Source organism: uncultured Acetobacteroides sp. (assembly GCF_963667355.2).
In the GTDB taxonomy this organism is placed as follows: domain Bacteria; phylum Bacteroidota; class Bacteroidia; order Bacteroidales; family ZOR0009; genus Acetobacteroides.
The window spans coordinates 1,761,689-1,781,224 of sequence record NZ_OY763328.2 but is presented as its reverse complement, the minus strand read 5'-3'; the positions used below and the strand labels follow the sequence as shown (position 1 = coordinate 1,781,224).

Genomic DNA, 19,536 nt, shown 5'->3' with positions numbered 1-19,536 from the left:
ATTCGCTTCAAAATCTTCACGAAAGGGCTCTGTGGAGGGTTGTATTCCGACGAGTGTGAGTTAAAAAATGTTACTGCAATAACATTGTAAAGCATTTAAAAACAGTATATAGTATCGAATGGTGAGGGTTGTTTGTTTAAATAGCGTTCAATTTTTGTTACTTTTACATTTCGATATTCAAGACAGTTCTTAGTGTCAATCATACTAATATCATTTCATAATGCAAACATTAGACAGCTACAATTTCGGAGGCAAAAAGGCCATCATCCGTGTTGACTTTAATGTGCCTTTGGATATGGATACCTTTGCGGTAACCGACGATACCCGTATTCGTGGTGCCCTTCCTACCATCAACAAAATTCTTGCCGATGGCGGATCTGTTATTCTAATGTCTCACCTTGGTCGTCCAAAGGGGGTTGATGAGAAAGCTTCGCTAAAGCACATTATTCCTGTTCTGGAAAAGAACCTTGGCAAGAGCGTTAAGTTTGCCGACGACTGCGTTGGCGCTTCAGCCGTTGAAATGGCTGCTAGCCTAAAGCCAGGCGAAGTGCTACTTCTCGAAAACCTTCGCTTCTACGCCGAGGAAGAGGGTAAGCCACGTTTGCCTAAGGAAGCAACCGAAGAGGAAAAGGCTGCTGCTAAGAAGGTGGTAAAGGAAAGCCAAAAGGAGTTCGTTAAGAAGCTGGCTTCTCTTGCTGATGTTTACGTTAACGATGCTTTCGGTACCGCACACCGTGCTCACGGTTCTACCGCACTTATCGCCGATCTATTCTCGACCGAGAACAAGATGTTCGGGTACCTCATCAACAGCGAGCTTAAGGCTATGGATACCATTCTTAAGTCGTCAGCAAAGCCATTCACCGCTATCATGGGTGGTGCAAAGGTTTCTGACAAGCTGCTTATCATCGAGAACCTTTTGGAGCGCGTTCAAAACCTTATCATTGGTGGTGGTATGGCCTACACCTTTATTAAGGCTCAAGGCGGACAAATCGGAACCTCTATTTGCGAGGAAGATAAGCTAGAACTTGCTCTCGATCTTCTTGCTAAGGCTAAGGCAAAAGGCGTTACCGTTTACCTTCCTGTTGATGGTGTTGCTGCCGATAGGTTCGCTCCAGATGCTGATACCGTTAACTGCAAGATCGATGAAGTTCCTGCCGACAGAATGTCGCTTGACATCGGGCCAGAAACCGCTAAGATCTTCACCGAAGTAATCGCCAACTCTAAGACCGTACTTTGGAATGGTCCTATGGGCGTATTCGAGTTCGATAAGTTTGCTGTAGGAACTACCGCTGTTGCTAAGGCTGTTGCTGCTGCAACTGCTAACGGTGCCTTCACCCTAATTGGCGGTGGCGACTCTGTTGCTGCCATCAACAAGAACAAGCTGGCCGATAAGGTAAGCTACGTTTCCACCGGTGGTGGTGCTATGCTAGAGTATATGGAGGGTAAGGCACTTCCAGGTATCGCAGCTATCCGTGGCGAGTAAGACATCGTATAAACCGATATAAAAAGAAAAAAGGTCGACATCACGTCGGCCTTTTTTCACAAACCACTCAAAAAACCATTAACGTTTTAACATTAATACTTACTAAAATAACTATTAATTGGCCTGTGCTGCAACTTGCACATACGTAATACGCTTACCCCCCCTCAAAAGTTCTCTTTCTTAGTTCGATTTAAGCAATAACATTAGTCGTTAAAGCTGCTAAGCTTACCCTCAGAAGGTTACAGCATATCTTAAGCTAACAACGCCGTTGTATGCCTCAATGTTTTTTTGACTTGGACATGCCCCTTCGAGTCGGGTTGCCTGCTCGCATCGTTGTTGGATTTCTTTTTCTCAAAATTGAAGGGATGAATCTTGTACCCTACGCGACGAGCAGCTTGAAGATTTTGTGCTTGGCCAGCTGATGGACGAGAAGAAAACGGGCGAAAAGGTGAGCCGGGAGGAGGTCTTGGAAAAGCTTAAGCGGCCATGAACGTCGAATTCGACAAATCCGTCTTCAAAAGCCTCGATAAGATAAAGGACGCTTCAGTAGCCCATCGCCTTATCGCCGTAATTGAACAGGTATAAAAGGGGAACTCCATAGAAAGCGTAAAAAGCGTAAAAAAGATGGTGGGCTATCGGAAGTACTACCAAATTCGAATTGGTGACTACCGAGTAGGGGTAGAGCTTATAGACGATCACACCGTTTTATTCATTCTCATCTGCCATCGAAAAGATATCTACAAGCGTTTTCCATAGATACTTCAATTGGAGAGCAGTGGAAGTAGCCGTACCCTGGCTACTTTGGTGGGGGAAGCTTACCGGCGTTGCTACAATATCTTTGTACAGCAACGCACGATGCTATTCTTCCACGCTGTTCACATACCCGTAATCCACCTTTAGGTTCTTCTTGTTGGCGGCGGCGGCAACGGCCAGCTGGTCGCAGCGCTCGTTGCCGGGGATGCTGGCGTGCCCCTTCACCCAGATGAACTTGACGGCATGCTTGCGGTACTCGCGCAGGAACTCCATCCACAGGTCGGGGTTCTTCTTGTTCTTGAAGCGCGCCTTCTCCCAGCCGAACACCCAGCCCTTCTCCACGGCATCCACTACATATTTGGAGTCGGAGTAGATGGTGACGTTGCACTTGTCGAACTTGAGGGCCTGGAGGCCGCGGATAACGGCCATCAGCTCCATGCGGTTGTTGGTGGTGCGCTCGAAGCCTTCGGATAGCTCCTTGACGTGCGGCCCCCAGATGAGCAGGGTGCCGTAGCCGCCGGGGCCCGGGTTGCCGCTGGCAGCGCCATCGGTGTAAAGGGTGATGTTGTAGGGGGTGCTGTTTTCCATAGCGCAAATCTACAAAAAGTTGGAGAGAACGAAACGAGAGGGCTCCTCGCCGCTCTAAATGTGAAATACGGGTGCCGTCCCGCGGGTAGCCCAACCTCAGCCGCAGCCAACCATGCCTGCTGACATTTTGTCGCACGCCCACCGACCGAAAAAATCGAAAATCCGAACGGAGTCCGAACGCAGTCCGAACACACCCCGAACGCACATCGCTGACAAATTGGCATCATCCCCCTTTTTCTATGAGGGAAAGGCGGCCCATGGCCCAAGCGTACCGCCTCGTCCCAGCGCCTGCCACGGGAGCGGAGGTTGTGCCCGAGCAAGCCGAGCGGCGCCGTGCGCCGCCATCAGCCACCGCACCGGTAGAGTGAGCCATCTGGCGATGCGCGGCATGCGCCCATAATTAACCTTCGTTGGCAGATTGTGGCGCTATTCGCTGGCGTCGCGCCGAGCTCAATTCATACCTTTGCTGCTCCACCGGAAAGCCTTTAGGGGATTTCCGCTAATGCTTGGATCTACTAATCCTAATCATAAAATCGAATGAAGAGAGGCATCATTTTAGCATTATTCGCCTTGTGCTTGTCGGGTTACGGGCAGGCGCAGGTTGCCGTTCGCATTGCCGATACGGCCAGCAAGCAGGTTATCAGCAAGAATCTATACGGGCAGTTTGCCGAGCACCTAGGCAGCTGCATCTACGGTGGCCTTTGGGTGGGGAAGGATTCGCCAATCCCCAACACCAACGGGTATCGCACCGATGTGCTGGAGGCGCTGAAGAAGCTTAAGGTGCCCGTTATGCGCTGGCCCGGCGGCTGCTTTGCCGACGAGTACCACTGGATGGATGGCATTGGCGACCCCAACAAAAGGCCAAAGATGGTAAACAACTGGTGGGGTGGAGCCGTAGAGAACAACAGCTTTGGCACCCACGAGTTCCTAAACCTTTGCGAGATGCTGGGCTGCGAGCCCTACATCAGCGGTAACGTGGGGAGCGGCACGGTAGAGGAGCTCAACAAGTGGGTTGAGTACATGACCTCGGCGGGTGATAGCCCAATGGCCAACCTTCGCCGCCAGAATGGCCGCGAAAAACCCTGGAAGGTTAAGTTCCTAGGGGTAGGAAACGAGAGCTGGGGATGCGGCGGCAACATGCGCCCCGAGTACTACGCCGACCTGTACCGCAGGTACGCCACCTACTGCCGCGACTACGACGGCAACCGTCTTTATAAGATTGCCAGCGGTGCCAGCGACTACGACTACAACTGGACCGAGGTGCTGATGAAGCAAATCGGCGATCGGATGAATGGCATCTCGCTCCACTACTACACGGTAACGGGATGGAGCGGCAGCAAGGGCTCGGCTACCACCTTTACGCCGAACGACTACTACTGGACAGTTAACAAGTGCTCGGAGATTGAGGGGGTAATCCAGAAGCATCTGGCCATAATGGACAAGTACGATGCCCAAAAGAAGGTAGGCCTTTTGGTTGACGAGTGGGGCACCTGGTGGGATACCGAGCCTAACGGCACCCCACTGTACCAGCAGAACACCATGCGCGATGCCATGGTTGCTGCGCTAACGCTCAACATCTTTAATAGGTATAGCGATAGGGTTAAGATGGCCAACATCGCCCAGGTGGTAAACGTGCTTCAGTCCATGATCCTCACCAAGGATAGCAAGATGGTGCTAACCCCAACCTACCACGTGTTCGAGATGTACAACGTGCACCAGGATGCGCGCTACATTCCGCTAACGGTTGAGGTGGGCAAGGTGAAGACGGCCTCGGGTGCCGAGATCCCTGCCGTAAGCGCATCGGCCTCGAAGGATGCTGCGGGTAACATCAACATCACCATGGCGAATATCGACCTGGACAAGAGCCAGGAGGTTACCATTGCGCTTCCATTCGCTGCCAAATCGGCTAGCGGCCGCATCCTCACCTCGAAGAATATTACCGACTACAACTCGTACGACAATGCCGAGGTGGTAAAGCCAACCCCTTTCCAGAAAATTAAGCTGGGCAAGGGGACGGTTACCTTTACGCTTCCTGCCAAGAGCATCGTTGCCGTTACGCTTCGATAAGCAGAGGAACTTTGGGCTGTTTGGCAGCCCTTCCCGTTAAGTCTAGGGATTCCTAAAACAGTGTTTCTGAGAAGAAAGCATTAATAGTAAGCACTCAAGCATAATTGAAACTCATTATCCCCTCTTGGGAGGGGGCAGGGGGTGGGTTGTGCATTTGACAAGATATTTAGTTTGGGGCTGTTTGGCAGCTCCTTGTAGGCAAGGCCTCCCCAATTTTGGAGAGGCCTTGCTGTTTTGGGGGAACGCGGGGACGTTAAATTTGCTGACGGAATGCCGCAAACCCGTTGGGCATTTCGGGTAATTCGCTGGATAAGTATTAATTTTACGTCGCTGCGGCGAATGGCTACCTTTACGCGCCGCGCACAACGGCGAATACTAACAACAAGAATAAACGATATGGTGGATACTTCAGTATTTATCGACAAGCTCATCGAGCTGGCAATCATGGAAGATATTGGCGATGGCGATCACTCCTCGCTCTCGTGCATCCCCGCTACGGAGCAGGGAAAGGTGAAGCTGCTGGTGAAGCAGGAGGGGATCATTGCCGGCATCGAGATCGCCAAGATCATCTTTAAACGGCTGGATGGGAACATGCAGATCGAGCAGCTCATCGAGGATGGTACGCGCGTTAAGCCAGGCGACATCGCCTTCTACGTGGAGGGTAGCGTGATATCGCTGCTGCAGGCCGAGCGCTTGGTGCTTAACGTGATGCAGCGCATGAGCGGCATCGCCACCCAAACCAGCGTGTACGCCGAAAAGCTGAAGGGGCTGAAGACAAAGGTGCTCGACACCCGTAAGACGACCCCCGGCATGCGCGTGCTGGAGAAGATGGCCGTGAAGATTGGCGGCGGCGAGAACCATCGCATGGGCCTTTACGACATGGTGATGCTTAAGGATAACCACATCGACTTCGCTGGAGGCATCACCCAGGCTATCCGCAAAACCCAGACCTACTTGAAGGAGACGGGGCGCGACCTACAGATTGAGGTGGAAACCCGTTCGCTCGACGAGATCCGCGAGGCGATGGCCGTTGGCGGCATCCACCGCATCATGCTCGACAACTTCGACCTTGCGAAGACTCGCGAGGCCGTTCTGCTGATCGACGGAAAGTACGAAACTGAGTCGTCGGGGGGCATCACCCTCGAAACCCTGCGCGACTATGCCGAGTGTGGAGTGGACTTCATCTCGGTGGGCGCGCTTACCCACCAGATAAAGAGCTTGGACATGAGCCTAAAGGCGGTGTAGCTGATTTGCTACAAAAAAAATAGTTAAGGCAGCCTCTTCAGCTGCCTTGATTATTTATAGCGTTTGAGAAATATTCATTATTCTCCATTTATGATAGATAAGATTCTATTGGTGTTAGCTCTAGTTATTGCTATGCTATTATTTTCTTTGATAATTTTACCAATAGAATCCATTTTGCTTAAAATGGTTAATTTGTTTTTAAGGGAAGGCTTTACTATGATATTGTTTGATTCTAGCACTTGTATTATAGGAGTTGACTTCTTGTTCAGATTTGCGTCAGAAACAATAGTAATAACACCATTTGATTGTGAAACGGAATTCGAATGTCCTAGCACCACAACGTCTTCGAAACCGAATTTAGTTTTCTTCAAGTTTTTCATCTTGTGCTGACTTTATGAACTTTAATGCTATTGCACTGCAAATTACATCAAAAACAAGAGAATCTACAAATGCTTTCATCCTTTTTTTTGCATTTTCACCTTTAACATCTAAACAGATACTATAAAAAGGCTTGTTATCTACGGTTTTTAACAAACAGAAAGATACGTAATCTTCGTATTTCCCTTTATGTATGCTATTATTTGATGTCTTATAATGATTCTTCATGTTTTCTGAATATATCACAGGTTTGTTTAAGTTTAACGATAAGGATATTAAGTTCTTTTTTCTTAAATCAATGTCCCCAGGATGAATGTCTTCTCGAGTTGAAAAAATAGCAACCATTTTATTTTGTGAAGAATCCAATCTCCTTAGTGTAAATCTTGCATCACATTCACTCAGGAATTTTTGAACAAATCCAAATAGAACATAGCCGATATACCCATCGATATCTGCATCATCAATAGTTTCATATATTTCATTTATGAATTCAATAATATCTTCTCTTAAATTTTGATGTATTTTTATTAGAGATTCTTCGTTCTTATCAGTGTTAACATTTGCTTCTTTGAAAGTAGCTTCAAGGTCAGATTGGAAGGAATAATATCCCTTGTATAGAAAATCAAAAAATGTAAAAAGGCGATCACTTTTATTTCTTTCTATTTTTCTCATTAATGGATTATATACAAATAAGAAAATGACTATAAAAGATGAAAGTAAAGTTACTAATAAAGTTGGATAAAAAAAATTGAACCATAAAATTTGAATAGAATTATTGCCAGAGTCATTTCCTATTGTTGCTGTGTAAATTGCAGGTATAGATGTAGTTATTAATACAACTAATTGCCTAATGAAAGTGCCTTTTCGTTTGGCACTGAAAAATAAATCAAATGAAAAAAATACGCCAAAAACAACACCTAAACATATAATAGTAAACATTTCAAAACTATTTTGGTGATTTTATTATACATACAACTGCTACAGTAGAAAAGCGATGTATTTGAAAAAAGCAAGTATTTTTTATTAGAGTGTAATGTTAATAATATTTTAAGAAAAATACAATAAATATAAAAAATACTTTCGTCTTTTGGTTCGCTTGCTAAACAAACCGTTCCATCTAATGTTATCCGTGAATTCCCAAAGCATGTAGAAATGAAAACCAATATCGCCAGCCTCCGAAAGGAGTATTCGCTAAGTACCCTAGATCAGTCGAATGTTTTACCCAGTCCTATACAGCAGTTCGAGATTTGGCTGCAGGAGGCTATCAAGGCCGAACTCCCCGAGCCCAACGCCATGACGCTGGCCACCTCCACCTTCGAGGGGAAGCCCTCGGCGCGGATGGTGCTGCTGAAGGCCGTTGGCGAGCAGGGATTCTCCTTCTTTACCAGCTACGAGAGCCGAAAGGCACGGCAAATCCTGCAAAATCCCTACGGGGCGCTGGTATTCTACTGGGCCAAGCTGGAGCGGCAGGTGCGCATCGAGGGGCGGATTGTGCGGGCAGCCGATGCGGAGTCCGACGCGTACTTCCAATCCCGCCCCGTGGGCAGTAAGCTGGGCGCTTGGGCCTCGCCCCAGAGCCAGGTGGTGCCCAGCCGCAAGTACCTGGAGGAGCTGGTGGCCGACTTCAGGGAGGAGTTTGCCGAAAAGGCTATCGTGCGGCCCCCCAACTGGGGCGGCTACAGGCTGGAGCCCGTGCTGGTGGAGTTTTGGCAGGGGCGAAGGAGTCGGCTGCACGACCGGATTCAGTACCGCCTCGAAAATGGGGCTTGGGTTATCGAGCGGCTCGCCCCATGATGGCGGCGGAGCGGTCTGTCGGAGTATCGCTGGGGTTTCGGAACCCGAGGTTTAGGTCAAACAGCGCTCCGTTTAGGTTCGCCGACGAAGTCTTTCGCCATTTTACCGCATCGTTTAGGTTCCGAGGCCCGCCGTTTAGGTCCCGAAATGGTTTGTTTAGGTTTGGGACTGTTCCGTTTGGGTTCCGAACCTAAAAGCATCGTCGATTGACCTAAACGGACCGTCGATGAACCTAAACGGATCGTCGTTTGACCTAAACGGACCGTCGATGAACCTAAACGGATCGTCGTTTGACCTAAACGAACCGTCGATGAACCTAAACGCCGGGGTTCCGAACGTATTCGTTTAGGTCCTGAACGTATTCGTTTAGGTTCCGGACCTAATAGGAGGGCTGTACAGGGGGGGAGGCGGGGCAAAGGATCCCTCGCGGTCTCCCCATAAAGCAAAAAAAAAGCGGCCCTCCCGGGGCGCTTTTCTATTTTACACCTTATATCTTAACTTTTGAGTCTTTTTATTCAAGAATTCAAAGTGTCATTTTCATAGGTTAAGTTTTACTCGGTGTAATGAAGAGAGCAACTAATTACATCACATGCAAATACTTATCGACTAAAGCAGCAATTTGTTCATCTTTCCCGTATAGCAGCTCGCTAAGTTTTTGGTCGTTGTACGACTTTAATATTTTGATTTTGTTGTCTATCAATCCGGTGGTAAAGATCCCGTACTTCTCGAACACCTCGCGTTTGGCCCGCAGCCTATCGGCCGATTCCCAGCACGAGATGGGCAGCTGTTCGAGGCCTTCGAGGATATGCTTGTTCTCATCCTTAAAGATGTTGCAGTCTACGTACAGCGCGGCGGCTCTTTCGAGCGCGTTGGGCATTTGGAGGCCGTGAAGCGCACCTACAACCAGCCCAGTCATTAGCAGGTAGATGTCGGCCGATCCATCGGGTACCCTGAACTCTACGGTTTGCTTGCTGTCGCGCTCTAGGTTGAGGGTGCATCCCTTGGGGTTGGCATCCTGAATCATCTGCGCTGCGCCAATTCCGCCAAGCGGAACGCGAACCAGCACCGAGCGGTTTCTATCGCCCCAGCATACGTTGGTGGGGGCCTCCTGGTGAGGAACCAAGCGTAGGTATGAGGTTGGAATGGTGTTGCCAAAGGCGGTAAGCGCATCGGCGATATCTAGGATACCGGCAATCATCTTTTTAGCGGTGTCGCTAAGGCTGCCCTCGCTAACCATCTGGTTTTTGGCATCCTTGTCGAGCATCATGTGGACGTGCAGCCCGCTTCCAGCCTTGCCCACGGTAATCTTTGGGGCGAAGCTGATGGTGACGCCGTACTTGTAGCCCAGCATGCGGATGATCCACTTGGCCACGATCAGCTGCTCGGCGGCATCCTCGACGGCTGTGGGGAGGAACTCAATCTCCTGCTGCTCGTAGTAGATGCCATCTTTAACGAAGCATCCTACCTCGGAGTGCCCGTACTTAACCTGTCCGCCAGCTTGGGCGATCAGCTTCAGCGCTTCAACGCGGAGCATCTCCCACTTGGCGTATGGGGTAGATGAGTGGTATCCCTTTTGGTCGATGCCCTGGAAGAACTGCTCATCCTCCGATATCACGTAGTACTCCAGCTCGCCCATGGCCTTAAAGCTGTAGCCCGTCTCCTGCTTGAAGACGTTTACCGCCTTGTGGAGCATGTACTCGGGCGAGCTCTCCAGCGGCTTGCCGTTGCTGTTGTAGAACGAGCAGATGATGTTGAGCGATGGAACCTCAGCAAACGGGTCAACAAACGCGGTGCGGTACTTGGGCATGACGTATAGGTCGCTCGATCCGGCCTCGATGAACGAGAAGAGGCTCGAACCATCTACACGCTCACCTTGGGTGAGGATAGTTTCCAAGTACTCCTTGTTGTTGATGATGAAGTTCAGCGTCTTCAGCTTGCCATCCTCGGCAACGTAGCGGAAGTTCACCATCTCAATACCGCGCTCCTCAATAAAGCTGATGATGTCGTCGCAGGTAAACTCCGACGCAGGCTTTTGAAGATGTTTTACGAGCTCGTTTTGCGAGAGCTCTATATGTTTAGGGTTCATAGTCCGTCAAGCTAAAAATGTTGTCCTTTTTGATGGCGTCAAAAGTAATGAATTATTACAAAAAACAAATTGAGGACGAAAAATTATCATCAAAAAAATAAAATACGAAGAAAATGATTAGTCAAATGAGGGAGTTGGGTGAAATATGGTTTTGTTAAATTCGAAAGGGCAGAAGCTAATACGTACGTTATCGGCGCCTTAGCGGTTGGCCGATTTATGAAACCTTTGAGGTGCGCCCAGCACGTGAGCTTTACTAAACCAATTGTTTATTGTACTTTTGTTCCCTAAAATCGTGCAACAATGGCTCATAAATCAGGCTTTGTAAATATATTAGGCAACCCAAATGTGGGGAAAAGTACGCTGATGAACGGCTTGGTAGGCGAGCGCCTATCCATCATCACCGCCAAGGCGCAGACTACCCGCCATAGGATTATGGGGCTGGTGAATACCGACGACTACCAGATCGTGTACTCCGACACCCCCGGTATCCTAAAGCCGAGCTACAAGCTGCAGGAGTCGATGATGAGCTTTGTGAATACCGCCATCACCGATGCCGACGTGTTCCTCTACGTTACCGACGTGGTGGAGACGCCCGATAAGAACATCGAGTACATCGATAGGCTGAAGAAGTCCTCGACGCCCATCATCCTTATCATTAACAAGGTTGACCTTACCACCCAGGAGAAGCTGGAGGTGCTGGTGGAGCAGTGGAAGGAGCGCCTGCCCGATGCGCTGATTATCCCCGCTTCGGCCAAACTGAACTTCAACATCGAGGCCATCATGAGCAACATCGTGCGCCTGCTGCCCGAGGCGCCACCCTACTTCCCCAAGGATCAGCTTACCGATAAGCCCATGCGCTTTTTCGCCGCCGAGATCATCCGCGAGAAGATATTCCTGAACTACGAGAAGGAGGTGCCCTACTGCACCGAGGTGGTGATTGAGGCCTACACCGAGGAGCCTACCATTGTTAGGGTGTCGGCGGTGATCTACGTGGCGCGCCAAACCCAGAAGGGGATCATTATCGGCAAGCAGGGGAGCATGCTCAAGAAGGTGGGCACCCAGGCCCGCAAGGAGCTGGAGGCGTTTCTGGGTACGAAGGTCTTCCTGGAGATGTTCGTGAAGGTGAGCGACAAGTGGCGCGACAACGAGCGCGACCTCAAGAATTTTGGATACATACAGGACTAAAATAGCTGCCCGGGCAGCATATCAACAAGTAAAATGGCAAACATTGTAGCAATAGTAGGGCGCCCGAATGTGGGGAAATCGACCCTCTTTAATCGTTTGGTAGGAATGCGTAAGGCCATTGTCGACGAGACTGCAGGCGTTACCCGCGATAGACACTACGGGAAGTGCGACTGGAACGGCCGCGATTTCTCGGTGATCGATACCGGCGGTTACACCATCAACTCGGAGGATACCTTCGAGCTGGAAATCGTTAAGCAGGTGGATCTGGCCATCGACGAGGCCGACATCATCCTGTTTGTGGTAGACGTAATGGGGGGCATCACCGACTACGATGAGGCTATTGCCCAGATGCTCCGCAAGTCGAAGAAGAAGATTTTTTTGGTTACCAACAAGGTGGACAACAACGATAGGATCTACTACTCGGCCGAGTTCTACGGCCTAGGGCTGGGCGATCCGTACAACATCTCGGCGGCAAGCGGCTTTGGCACGGGCGATCTGCTCGATGCCGTGGTGAACAGCCTGCCCAAGGAAGATAACCTGGAGGAGGAGCTCGACATCCCCAAGGTGGCCATCGTGGGAAGGCCTAACGTGGGCAAGTCGTCGCTGACCAACGCGCTGCTGGGCGAGGAGCGCAACATCGTTACCCCAATTTCGGGTACCACCCGCGACTCCATCTACGCGCGGTACAACAAGTTTGGGCAGGACTTCTTCCTGATCGATACCGCCGGCGTCCGCAAGAAGGGCAAGGTGCACGAGGATATCGAGTTCTACTCGGTGATGCGCTCGATCCGTACCATCGAGGAGGCGGACGTGTGCGTGCTGATGCTCGACGCCTCGCAGGGCATCGAGGCGCAGGACCTGAACCTCTACAACCTGATTGTGCGCAACAAGAAGGGCGTTGTGGTGGTGGTGAACAAGTGGGACTTGGTGACCAAGGAGAACAACACCATGAAGGACTACACCGACAACCTGAAGGAGCGCATTGCGCCCTTTACCGATGTGCCCATCATCTTTACCTCGGTGATCAACAAGCAGCGCGTGTTCGACGTCATTCAGTCGGTGTCGGTGGTGTACGAGAACCGCAAGCGCCGTATCCCAACGGCTCGCCTGAACGAGTTCTTCCTGCCCGTCATCGAGAATACGCCGCCGCCTGCCAACAAGGGCAAGTACATCAAGATAAAGTTCGTAACCCAGCTGCCCACGCAAACGCCTTCGTTCGCGTTCTTCGCCAACCTTCCGCAGTACGTGAAGGAGCCCTACAAGCGCTTCCTCGAAAACAAGCTGCGCGAGAACTACGACTTTACGGGGGTACCCGTACAGATCTACATCCGCGAAAAGTAGGCGTACTACATATCGAAAACTTCCGGGCAGCGCTCGGAAGTTTTTGCTTCTACCCCTGCCGATGCTGAGGCAAACATCATCAATCTTGTAACGAACATCACCGATGTTGAAGTGAACATCATCGATGTTGAGGCGAACAACGGCAATGTTGGAACGAACATCATCGATGTTGAGGCGAACGCCATCAATGTTGAAACGAACAATCAACCCTATAAAACAGAAGGGGCGAAGCAGATGCTTCGCCCCTTCGTTGTAGGTAGGCGTATGGCGGGTGGGCTAGTACACAACAACCTCGTCGGCAAACATGAACCCGGCTACCTTGGGCGCAAACAGGCGGATGTAGCGGGCGTTTAGCTTCCCGCAATCGAAGGTAAAGGATTTGAACCTTAGCGCGGGGTCGGAGGTGGGCGTGGTGTTCACCTCCTTCGTTACCGAGGTGAAGGTCTTGCCATCGTCGGAGACGAGCAGCTCGACGTACGAGGGGAAGAAGACGCCCGGGCCGGGCTGCTGCATGAAGCGGATGGCCACGCTGGAGATGGGCTGTACGCCCTCCATGTCGACGGTGACGTCGAGGTCCTTCAGGTAGCCCAGCCACTGCTTGTCGCGGTAGGTGATGGTGCCCGCGATGCCGTTGGTGAGCGTCTGCTCCTTTTGGGCGGGGTAGGCGCTGCTCCAGGGGGTGTTGAAGGTTACCTTTTTGCCGATGGCCAGGTGGTAGTTGGCGGTGTCGCAGGCGGCCTGGCCCTGCAGCTGCCCGTTCTTGAAGATGACGGCCTTTACAACCGTTCGCCCGGAGGTGTAGAACGGCCTCTCGTAGAGCTGCGAGGTGGCGGTTGGCGCGCTTCCATCGGTGGTGTAGCGGATCTCGGGCTGGTACTGCTCGCTGGTAAAGGTTATCTGATCCTGCCTCCTTTCGTAGTCGGGGAGGGCGGTAATGGTTACGGCGTTCGAGGGGCGGTAGTAGTTAACGTTGCAGCGCTGCAGCAGGCGGTAGTGGAGCTGCAGGCGGCGCTGGAAGTCGTCGAAGCTTTTCTTCTCCTTGGCGCTCCAGGCAACCTCGGACAGCGCAATGGCACGGGGGAAGGCCATGTACTCCACCTGGTAGGTGGTGGGCATGAACTCGGTCCACAGGTTGCCCTGGATGCCCAGCACGTGCTTGCCCTGCTGGGCCGATAGCGCCGCAGGGATGGGCTCGATGGCGTACACGCGCTGTAGGGGCAGGTATCCGCCGATGGCCTCGGGCTGGGTGGCGGGGTTGCTCTGGTAGTAGTCGAAGTAGGTGTCGCTGGGGGCCATCACCACGTCGTGGTTCTGCTCGATGGCCTTGATGCCGTAGCTCTCGCCTCGCCAGTTCATCACCGTAGCATCGGCAGGAAGTCCTCCGTCAACAATCTCGTCCCAGCCGATGAGCTTGCGCCCATGCTCCTTTAGGAACTGCTCCATGTGCTTGATGAGGTAGGCCTGCAGCTCGTGCTCGTTGGCCAGGCCCTTCTCCTTCATCAGCGCCTGGCACTTGGGGCACCCCTTCCAGGCCTTGGCCTCGGCCTCGTCGCCCCCCACGTGGATGTAGGTGGAGGGGAAGATGCCGATGACCTCCTTCATTACATCCTCCATCAGGGAGAAGGTTTGCGGGTTGCCGATGCAGAGCTCGCCGTTCTGGTAGGGGAGGCCGGAGCAGGCGAGCTGGGGGTAAACGGCCAGCACCTCGTCGGAGTGGCCGGGCATCTCAATCTCGGGGATTACCGTGATGCCCCGCTGGGCGGCGTAGGCAACCACCTCGCGGGCCTCCTCCTGGGTGTAGTAGCCGCCGTAGGCGTTGGGGTCGCCCTCGCTGGCAAACTTTCGGCCCGAGCTCCACCACTCCTTACGGGTGAGGTGGGTGCGGAAGGCCGCCTTGGCCGTTAGCTCGGGGTGCGCCTTTATCTGGAGCCTCCATCCGGCGTTGTCGGTAAGGTGCCAGTGGAAGGTGTTGAACTTGTAGATGGCCATCAGGTCGATGTACTTCTTGATGAAGTCGACCGGGAAGAAGTTGCGCGACACGTCGAGGTGCATGCCGCGGTAGCCGAGGCGGGGCAGATCCCTGATCTCGGCGCAGGCGATGGCCTTGGCGTCGGGCTGCAGGAGCTGCAGCTGCAGTAGGGTGAAGGTGGCGTTGGTTGCCCCCTGGGCGGTGGCAGCGGTGATGCTGATCTTGCTTGGGGTGATCGAAAGGCGGTACCCCTCGTTGCCGAGGCTGTCCTTCTTGTCGGCTTCTAAGAAAACGATAGCGGCTTTTCTGCTGCTTCGGGTGATGGCGTTGTTCAGCCTCAGCTTTTCGGCCAGCAGGTTGGCCGCCTCCTTAAATGGCGATGGCGCATGCAGCTTTACGCTGGGGGTGATGGCGAAGGTGCCCGGCTTATCGGTGCACGATAGTGGCTTCGGGATTAGGTCTGATGCCAGTGCTGCGGCTGTGGCCTGCGCGCTGGCGGCTGTGGCAAGGAGCATTAGCCCCCACAGCAGTAGGTGGTGTTTCATCATCGGGTTGCGGTTTGTGTTTAGAGGCTGCAAGGTGCAGCAGGGCAAATGTAGCTTTTTTGAGGGGCTTGGTTGATGCCGTGGCGCTAATTCTTTACGAGGTTATCTCGCAATCCCACCAACTCTATGCAAGTGGTTTCCCAACCCTTCCCCCAATCCCATTGCAGCCAATCTGCGACAAGACATCGATTACCACCCAGAAATGTTTGCTACCGCCGATGCTCTTTCTATATTTGTACTCCTTAACATTAACAGCTAACCTATGGTTTCGAAAAGAAAATTCACCATACCGAATAACTTCGTTATCGTCTTTTGGATTATTGCCATCTGCGCCCTGCTCACCTGGTTCCTGCCAGGGGGCGAGTACGTAAAGGCGGCCAATGGAACGGTTACCTTTAACCAAATCGACAACGTGCCGCAAACCTACCAGCTCTTTACCTCCTTCTTTAAGGGGTTCGAGAAGGGTGCGGGTATCATCATATTTATTCTTGTTGTGGGCGGCGCCTTCTGGGTGGTTAACTCCAACGGCTCCATCGACGTGGGCATCTACTCCTTCCTCAACCGATCGAAAGGGTGGGAGCGCTTCTGGCTGGTACGCAAGCTGGGGGTGAACAACGTCATCATGGTAAGCATCATGATCGTCTTTAGCCTCTTTGGGGCGGTGTTCGGCATGAGCGAGGAGACCATCGCCTTTGCCGTGGTGATTATCCCGCTGGCCATATCGATGGGGTACGACTCGCTGGTGGGCCTAGGGCTGGTGTACGTGGCTGCCCACACCGGCTTTGCCGGGGCGATGCTCAACCCCTTTACCATCGGCATTGCACAGGAACTCTCGGGTATTCCGCTCTTCTCGGGCATTGAGTATAGGTTCATCTGCTGGATAATCCTTAACGTTGCCCTTATCATCTTCGTGCTCCGCTACGCCCATCGGGTGAAGAAGAATCCGAAGATATCGCCCGTATACCAAGAGGATAAGTTTTGGCGTGACCGTTTCAGCGAGGAGAAGTCGCACGTGGAGCATACCACGCCCAAATCGGCCTGGTTGGCCTATGGGCTTAGCCTTGCCGCGTTGGTTGCCTTCTCGGTGGCGTACCCTACCACCTCTCTGGTAATCGGCAAGTCCACGCTGGCGCCGATGCCCATCATGCCGGTAACAATGGCACTCTACGCGCTGCTCTGCTGGAGAAGCCTGCGCAAGTCGGTTCACTACTTCATTCTGCAGCTGCTGGGCTTCACCATCCTCTACCTTATTGTTGGGGTGATGGGCTACGGCTGGGGTATCGATAAGATTGCCGGGCTCTTCTTCGCGCTTGGGCTGTTGAGCGGCTTGGCCATCGGCTACAAGGCCAACGAAATTGTGAAGCACTTTATGGATGGCGCCAAGGACTTCATGTCGGCGGCCATCATCGTAGGGTTTGCCGGGGGGATTATCGTAATTCTTCAGGACGGCAAGGTGGTAGATACCATCCTGCACGGTCTCTCGTCGACGCTTGGTGCCTACGGAAAGATTGCCGCTACTGAAACCATCTACGGCATCATTACCCTTATCAACATGATTATCCCATCGGGTAGTGCCAAGGCTGCCCTCACCATTCCTATATTTGCTCCCTTCTCCGACATTATCGGTATCTCGCGCCAAACAACGGTGATGGCGTTTCAGCTGGGTGGCGGTTTTACCGAGATGATTACCCCAATTTCTGGTGTCCTTATTGGCGTGCTAGGCGTTGCCAAGGTTCCTTACGCCAAGTGGATTAAATGGGTTATTCCCTATATCATCATCCTGATCATTATCGGTGCCCTGCTGCTCGTTCCTACCGTTACGATGAACCTTAGCGGATTCGAAATGGTTCCTGCGGCACGGTAGATATACAATTATTAATCGCGTATCTACGACGGCATTTACAGTAATTATGCGCAGCTGACATTTTGTTGGTTGCGCTTTTTTTCTGATGGTTAAAAAATGTATATCTTTCCTCGCCTTTTTTACTTATTACAAACAGATTAAATCTAACTTGAAATGGAAATTGGAGAAATTAGAAAGGCTATTGGGGAATGGTCCAAAGCCAGAACATCGTCAGATGATGTTTTAACCTACCTAAAGCAGGGAACCTGTTTTAAGATCGAGAAGTCGAACTACAATCTTTGGAAGACGAAGTCTCCAAAAGAGCTGCATGTCTACCTCGGTGTTTTTAACGGTCAGTTGCAGTTTGTTCTTATCGACAGCGAATCGGATAAAGATCCAGCGGTCAACATCGGCTCTATTGTGGTGCAAGATTATTACCCAGGCCTAAACGTGCAGGATGCTGGCCTTATCGACCATGCAACCGATGGTAGTATAAAGGTGGTAGATGCGCTAAAGCGGGTGATGAAGTGGACCATGTTTATGGAGTCGTGGGTTAAGGATTGCGTTAAGTCAGATGCTGGTGTCTTTCAGGCTTTCGTTATTCCGTTTAGCGACCTATCTTCGCAATTCGAGGCCGCTGGCAGCCACGAAACCCTTGTGGTATTTGGCCTAAATGGCAAAAATGCCGACCTAATGCTTTGGGGAATGCCCTCCAATGCTGGCGGTAGCGGGGTACGGGCAATGGCATCTGCCATTGACGATGGCGATGTTGGCTATCCTGTCGAGGATTTATCGACGCCTTGCCCTCCGTTTCATAACAGCGGTCTAGGCCTTTTGTAATGACATAACCATAAAGTAAAACAGCATGGATCAGAATCAGTTTTTGACACTTATATCGTTGCTTGCACCTATAACCCTTGTGTTCGGAATAATAGTGGGCTTCTATAATTTCAAGCGTTTGGATGTGAGTATTCGGTTTTTGTTCTTCTACTTGGTGCTGTGTCTTGCTGTCGATTTGCTTTACCGATATTTTGGGTATTACTCCCACCTCAAGTACAACCTGTTTATTATACCCATCTTTGCCTTTTTTGAGTTTGCTATATTCTCTGGGTTATACTACAAGCATATACTTAAAAGTAGGAGTAACACCTTTATTTTATTTGTTGCAGCAGCTCTTCTTTGCATATTTATAGAGTTGCTATTTGTTAATAGGCTGCTACACCAAAAGTCTTTTCAGTCGTACGGTAAGGTTATTGGCGATGCCGCTATTGTTTTCTACTGCCTCTTGTACTACTGGAAACTATTCAATGGCAGTATTCCAATCGTAACGGAGCATCGCTACTTAAATGTTGCTGTACTTATCTACTTTTCTATAAACCTAATTCTATTTCTTCCCATAAATTTCCTAGTTAATGCGTCTATAAGCATTGTTTTTCTGTTTTGGGTGTTAAATTTGGTGTCTGTAATTCTCTTTTACCTTGTTTTAATCTACTTGATATGGCGGAATGGCAAGACCCGCGAATGTTTGCTGTAGGACTTTTTGTTGTGTTACTTTTTGTTGCTGTTTTAATCACCAGCATGGTTTTGCTTACCAGAAAGTACATTAAGCGAATTATTCATGAGCAGGATAAGTTTACACAAGCAAAGCTGGAACACCAGAAATCGTTGCTCTGGAATAGCGTATTGGTTCAGGAAAAGGAGCGCGACCGTATTGCATCCGATCTTCACGACGAGCTGATCTCGAAACTAACCGTATTAACCTACGCCCTGCAAACCAACAACGAGAAGGTTAAGCCCGTAGAGCTGCTGGGCGATTCCATTAAAATCGCTCGAAGAATTACGCACGACCTTCGTCCACCTATGCTCGAAGAAACCACGATGGAGGAACTTGTGGAAGATTTTATCCTCCCTTTGAAGAATGCCTATGCCATCAACTGTTTTTTTAGCCATCAACAGCATCAGGCACTTAAAACGGATGTCAAGTTGCAGCTTTTCCGTGTTATTCAGGAAGTGGTTAACAACATACTGAAGCACGCTCATGCCTCTCAAATAGACATTTTCTTGAGGGTGACAAATACGTTTGTTGCTCTTGTTATTCGCGATAATGGCGTCGGTTTCGACGTTGCGGAAAAGGCAAAGGGACTTGGGCTAAAGAACATCGAGTTTCGCGCGCAGCTGCTAAATGCGCGAAGCCGCTTTAAGTCGGAGCCTAACAATGGTACTACTTTTCAGCTGCTTTTGAACAATAGAGTTTGGTAG

Annotated in this window: 16 protein-coding genes; 11 read left to right on the top strand and 5 right to left on the bottom strand. The window is 50.9% G+C overall.

Features of this window, described 5'->3' with window-relative positions:
• Window positions 1–220: 220 nt before the first annotated feature.
• A complete protein-coding gene (locus ACHZA1_RS07365; RefSeq protein ID WP_320054594.1) occupies window positions 221–1,483 on the top strand; it encodes a phosphoglycerate kinase in 1,263 nt (420 codons plus the stop codon).
• Between the two features lie 858 nt (window positions 1,484–2,341).
• On the opposite strand, the gene rnhA is transcribed toward ACHZA1_RS07365, so the two are convergent.
• The gene (gene rnhA / locus ACHZA1_RS07360) at window positions 2,342–2,824 is read right to left on the bottom strand and encodes a ribonuclease HI (protein ID WP_320054593.1); all 483 of its coding nucleotides are present in this window, start codon (window positions 2,822–2,824) and stop codon (window positions 2,342–2,344) included.
• Between the two features lie 537 nt (window positions 2,825–3,361).
• On the opposite strand from rnhA, the gene ACHZA1_RS07355 reads away from it, so the two are divergent.
• Together ACHZA1_RS07355 and nadC are read left to right on the top strand one after the other, a co-directional pair.
• Window positions 3,362–4,891, top strand: a complete 1,530-nt coding sequence (locus ACHZA1_RS07355) for an alpha-L-arabinofuranosidase C-terminal domain-containing protein (RefSeq protein ID WP_320054592.1) — start codon at window positions 3,362–3,364, stop codon at window positions 4,889–4,891.
• Window positions 4,892–5,287: 396 nt separating this feature from the next.
• Complete coding sequence (nadC, locus tag ACHZA1_RS07350) at window positions 5,288–6,136, top strand: carboxylating nicotinate-nucleotide diphosphorylase (protein WP_320054591.1); 849 nt, start codon at window positions 5,288–5,290, stop codon at window positions 6,134–6,136.
• 77 nt (window positions 6,137–6,213) lie between these two features.
• On the opposite strand, the gene ACHZA1_RS07345 is transcribed toward nadC, so the two are convergent.
• Together ACHZA1_RS07345 and ACHZA1_RS07340 are read right to left on the bottom strand one after the other, a co-directional pair.
• Entirely contained in the window at window positions 6,214–6,516 is a 303-nt protein-coding gene (locus tag ACHZA1_RS07345; protein ID WP_320054590.1) for a hypothetical protein, read from the bottom strand.
• Window positions 6,494–7,186, bottom strand: coding sequence for a hypothetical protein (locus ACHZA1_RS07340; protein WP_394701069.1), 693 nt, complete (start codon window positions 7,184–7,186; stop codon window positions 6,494–6,496). The genes ACHZA1_RS07345 and ACHZA1_RS07340 overlap by 23 nt, the downstream gene beginning before the upstream one ends.
• A gap of 480 nt (window positions 7,187–7,666) precedes the next feature.
• On the opposite strand from ACHZA1_RS07340, the gene pdxH reads away from it, so the two are divergent.
• Together pdxH and ACHZA1_RS07330 are read left to right on the top strand one after the other, a co-directional pair.
• Window positions 7,667–8,308 (top strand): pyridoxamine 5'-phosphate oxidase, encoded by a 642-nt coding sequence (gene pdxH / locus ACHZA1_RS07335; protein ID WP_320054588.1) that lies wholly within the window; start codon window positions 7,667–7,669, stop codon window positions 8,306–8,308.
• Between the two features lie 226 nt (window positions 8,309–8,534).
• Window positions 8,535–8,657 carry a hypothetical protein gene (locus ACHZA1_RS07330; protein WP_320054587.1) on the top strand — a complete coding sequence of 41 codons (123 nt, stop codon included), beginning with the start codon at window positions 8,535–8,537 and terminating at the stop codon, window positions 8,655–8,657.
• Between the two features lie 231 nt (window positions 8,658–8,888).
• Here the strand turns inward: ACHZA1_RS07330 and ACHZA1_RS07325 are convergent, their stop codons facing one another.
• Window positions 8,889–10,394, bottom strand: coding sequence for a glutamine synthetase family protein (locus ACHZA1_RS07325; protein WP_320054586.1), 1,506 nt, complete (start codon window positions 10,392–10,394; stop codon window positions 8,889–8,891).
• A 300-nt stretch (window positions 10,395–10,694) separates the two neighbouring features.
• On the opposite strand from ACHZA1_RS07325, the gene era reads away from it, so the two are divergent.
• The gene (gene era / locus ACHZA1_RS07320) at window positions 10,695–11,579 is read left to right on the top strand and encodes a GTPase Era (protein WP_320054585.1); all 885 of its coding nucleotides are present in this window, start codon (window positions 10,695–10,697) and stop codon (window positions 11,577–11,579) included.
• A gap of 33 nt (window positions 11,580–11,612) precedes the next feature.
• A complete protein-coding gene (gene der / locus ACHZA1_RS07315; protein WP_320054584.1) occupies window positions 11,613–12,920 on the top strand; it encodes a ribosome biogenesis GTPase Der in 1,308 nt (435 codons plus the stop codon).
• Window positions 12,921–13,196: 276 nt separating this feature from the next.
• Here der and ACHZA1_RS07310 read toward each other — a convergent pair whose 3' ends face one another.
• On the bottom strand, window positions 13,197–15,437 hold the full coding sequence (locus ACHZA1_RS07310; RefSeq protein WP_320054583.1) for a family 20 glycosylhydrolase: 2,241 nt from the start codon (window positions 15,435–15,437) through the stop codon (window positions 13,197–13,199).
• Between the two features lie 259 nt (window positions 15,438–15,696).
• On the opposite strand from ACHZA1_RS07310, the gene ACHZA1_RS07305 reads away from it, so the two are divergent.
• From ACHZA1_RS07305 to ACHZA1_RS07290, 4 genes are all read left to right on the top strand, one after another.
• Entirely contained in the window at window positions 15,697–17,298 is a 1,602-nt protein-coding gene (locus tag ACHZA1_RS07305) for an AbgT family transporter (protein WP_320054582.1), read from the top strand.
• A gap of 153 nt (window positions 17,299–17,451) precedes the next feature.
• Window positions 17,452–18,117 carry a hypothetical protein gene (locus ACHZA1_RS07300; protein ID WP_320054581.1) on the top strand — a complete coding sequence of 222 codons (666 nt, stop codon included), beginning with the start codon at window positions 17,452–17,454 and terminating at the stop codon, window positions 18,115–18,117.
• 25 nt (window positions 18,118–18,142) lie between these two features.
• The gene (locus tag ACHZA1_RS07295) at window positions 18,143–18,811 is read left to right on the top strand and encodes a hypothetical protein (RefSeq protein WP_320054580.1); all 669 of its coding nucleotides are present in this window, start codon (window positions 18,143–18,145) and stop codon (window positions 18,809–18,811) included.
• Window positions 18,799–19,536, top strand: coding sequence for an ATP-binding protein (locus tag ACHZA1_RS07290; protein WP_321426991.1), 738 nt, complete (start codon window positions 18,799–18,801; stop codon window positions 19,534–19,536). The genes ACHZA1_RS07295 and ACHZA1_RS07290 overlap by 13 nt, the downstream gene beginning before the upstream one ends.

Excerpts from the sequence above, each read along its gene's own strand:
- ACHZA1_RS07325 (WP_320054586.1), bottom strand. The coding sequence starts at position 10,394 with ATGAACCCTAAACATATAGAGCTCTCGCAAAACGAGCTCGTAAAACAT.
- ACHZA1_RS07305 (WP_320054582.1), top strand. The coding sequence starts at position 15,697 with ATGGTTTCGAAAAGAAAATTCACCATACCGAATAACTTCGTTATCGTC.
- ACHZA1_RS07365 (WP_320054594.1), top strand. The coding sequence starts at position 221 with ATGCAAACATTAGACAGCTACAATTTCGGAGGCAAAAAGGCCATCATC.
- ACHZA1_RS07330 (WP_320054587.1), top strand. The coding sequence starts at position 8,535 with ATGAACCTAAACGGATCGTCGTTTGACCTAAACGGACCGTCGATGAAC.
- ACHZA1_RS07290 (WP_321426991.1), top strand. The coding sequence starts at position 18,799 with ATGTTTGCTGTAGGACTTTTTGTTGTGTTACTTTTTGTTGCTGTTTTA.
- pdxH (WP_320054588.1), top strand. The coding sequence starts at position 7,667 with ATGAAAACCAATATCGCCAGCCTCCGAAAGGAGTATTCGCTAAGTACC.
- nadC (WP_320054591.1), top strand. The coding sequence starts at position 5,288 with ATGGTGGATACTTCAGTATTTATCGACAAGCTCATCGAGCTGGCAATC.
- ACHZA1_RS07355 (WP_320054592.1), top strand. The coding sequence starts at position 3,362 with ATGAAGAGAGGCATCATTTTAGCATTATTCGCCTTGTGCTTGTCGGGT.
- ACHZA1_RS07340 (WP_394701069.1), bottom strand. The coding sequence starts at position 7,186 with ATGAGAAAAATAGAAAGAAATAAAAGTGATCGCCTTTTTACATTTTTT.
- ACHZA1_RS07300 (WP_320054581.1), top strand. The coding sequence starts at position 17,452 with ATGGAAATTGGAGAAATTAGAAAGGCTATTGGGGAATGGTCCAAAGCC.
- der (WP_320054584.1), top strand. The coding sequence starts at position 11,613 with ATGGCAAACATTGTAGCAATAGTAGGGCGCCCGAATGTGGGGAAATCG.
- era (WP_320054585.1), top strand. The coding sequence starts at position 10,695 with ATGGCTCATAAATCAGGCTTTGTAAATATATTAGGCAACCCAAATGTG.
- rnhA (WP_320054593.1), bottom strand. The coding sequence starts at position 2,824 with ATGGAAAACAGCACCCCCTACAACATCACCCTTTACACCGATGGCGCT.
- ACHZA1_RS07345 (WP_320054590.1), bottom strand. The coding sequence starts at position 6,516 with ATGAAAAACTTGAAGAAAACTAAATTCGGTTTCGAAGACGTTGTGGTG.
- ACHZA1_RS07295 (WP_320054580.1), top strand. The coding sequence starts at position 18,143 with ATGGATCAGAATCAGTTTTTGACACTTATATCGTTGCTTGCACCTATA.
- ACHZA1_RS07310 (WP_320054583.1), bottom strand. The coding sequence starts at position 15,437 with ATGATGAAACACCACCTACTGCTGTGGGGGCTAATGCTCCTTGCCACA.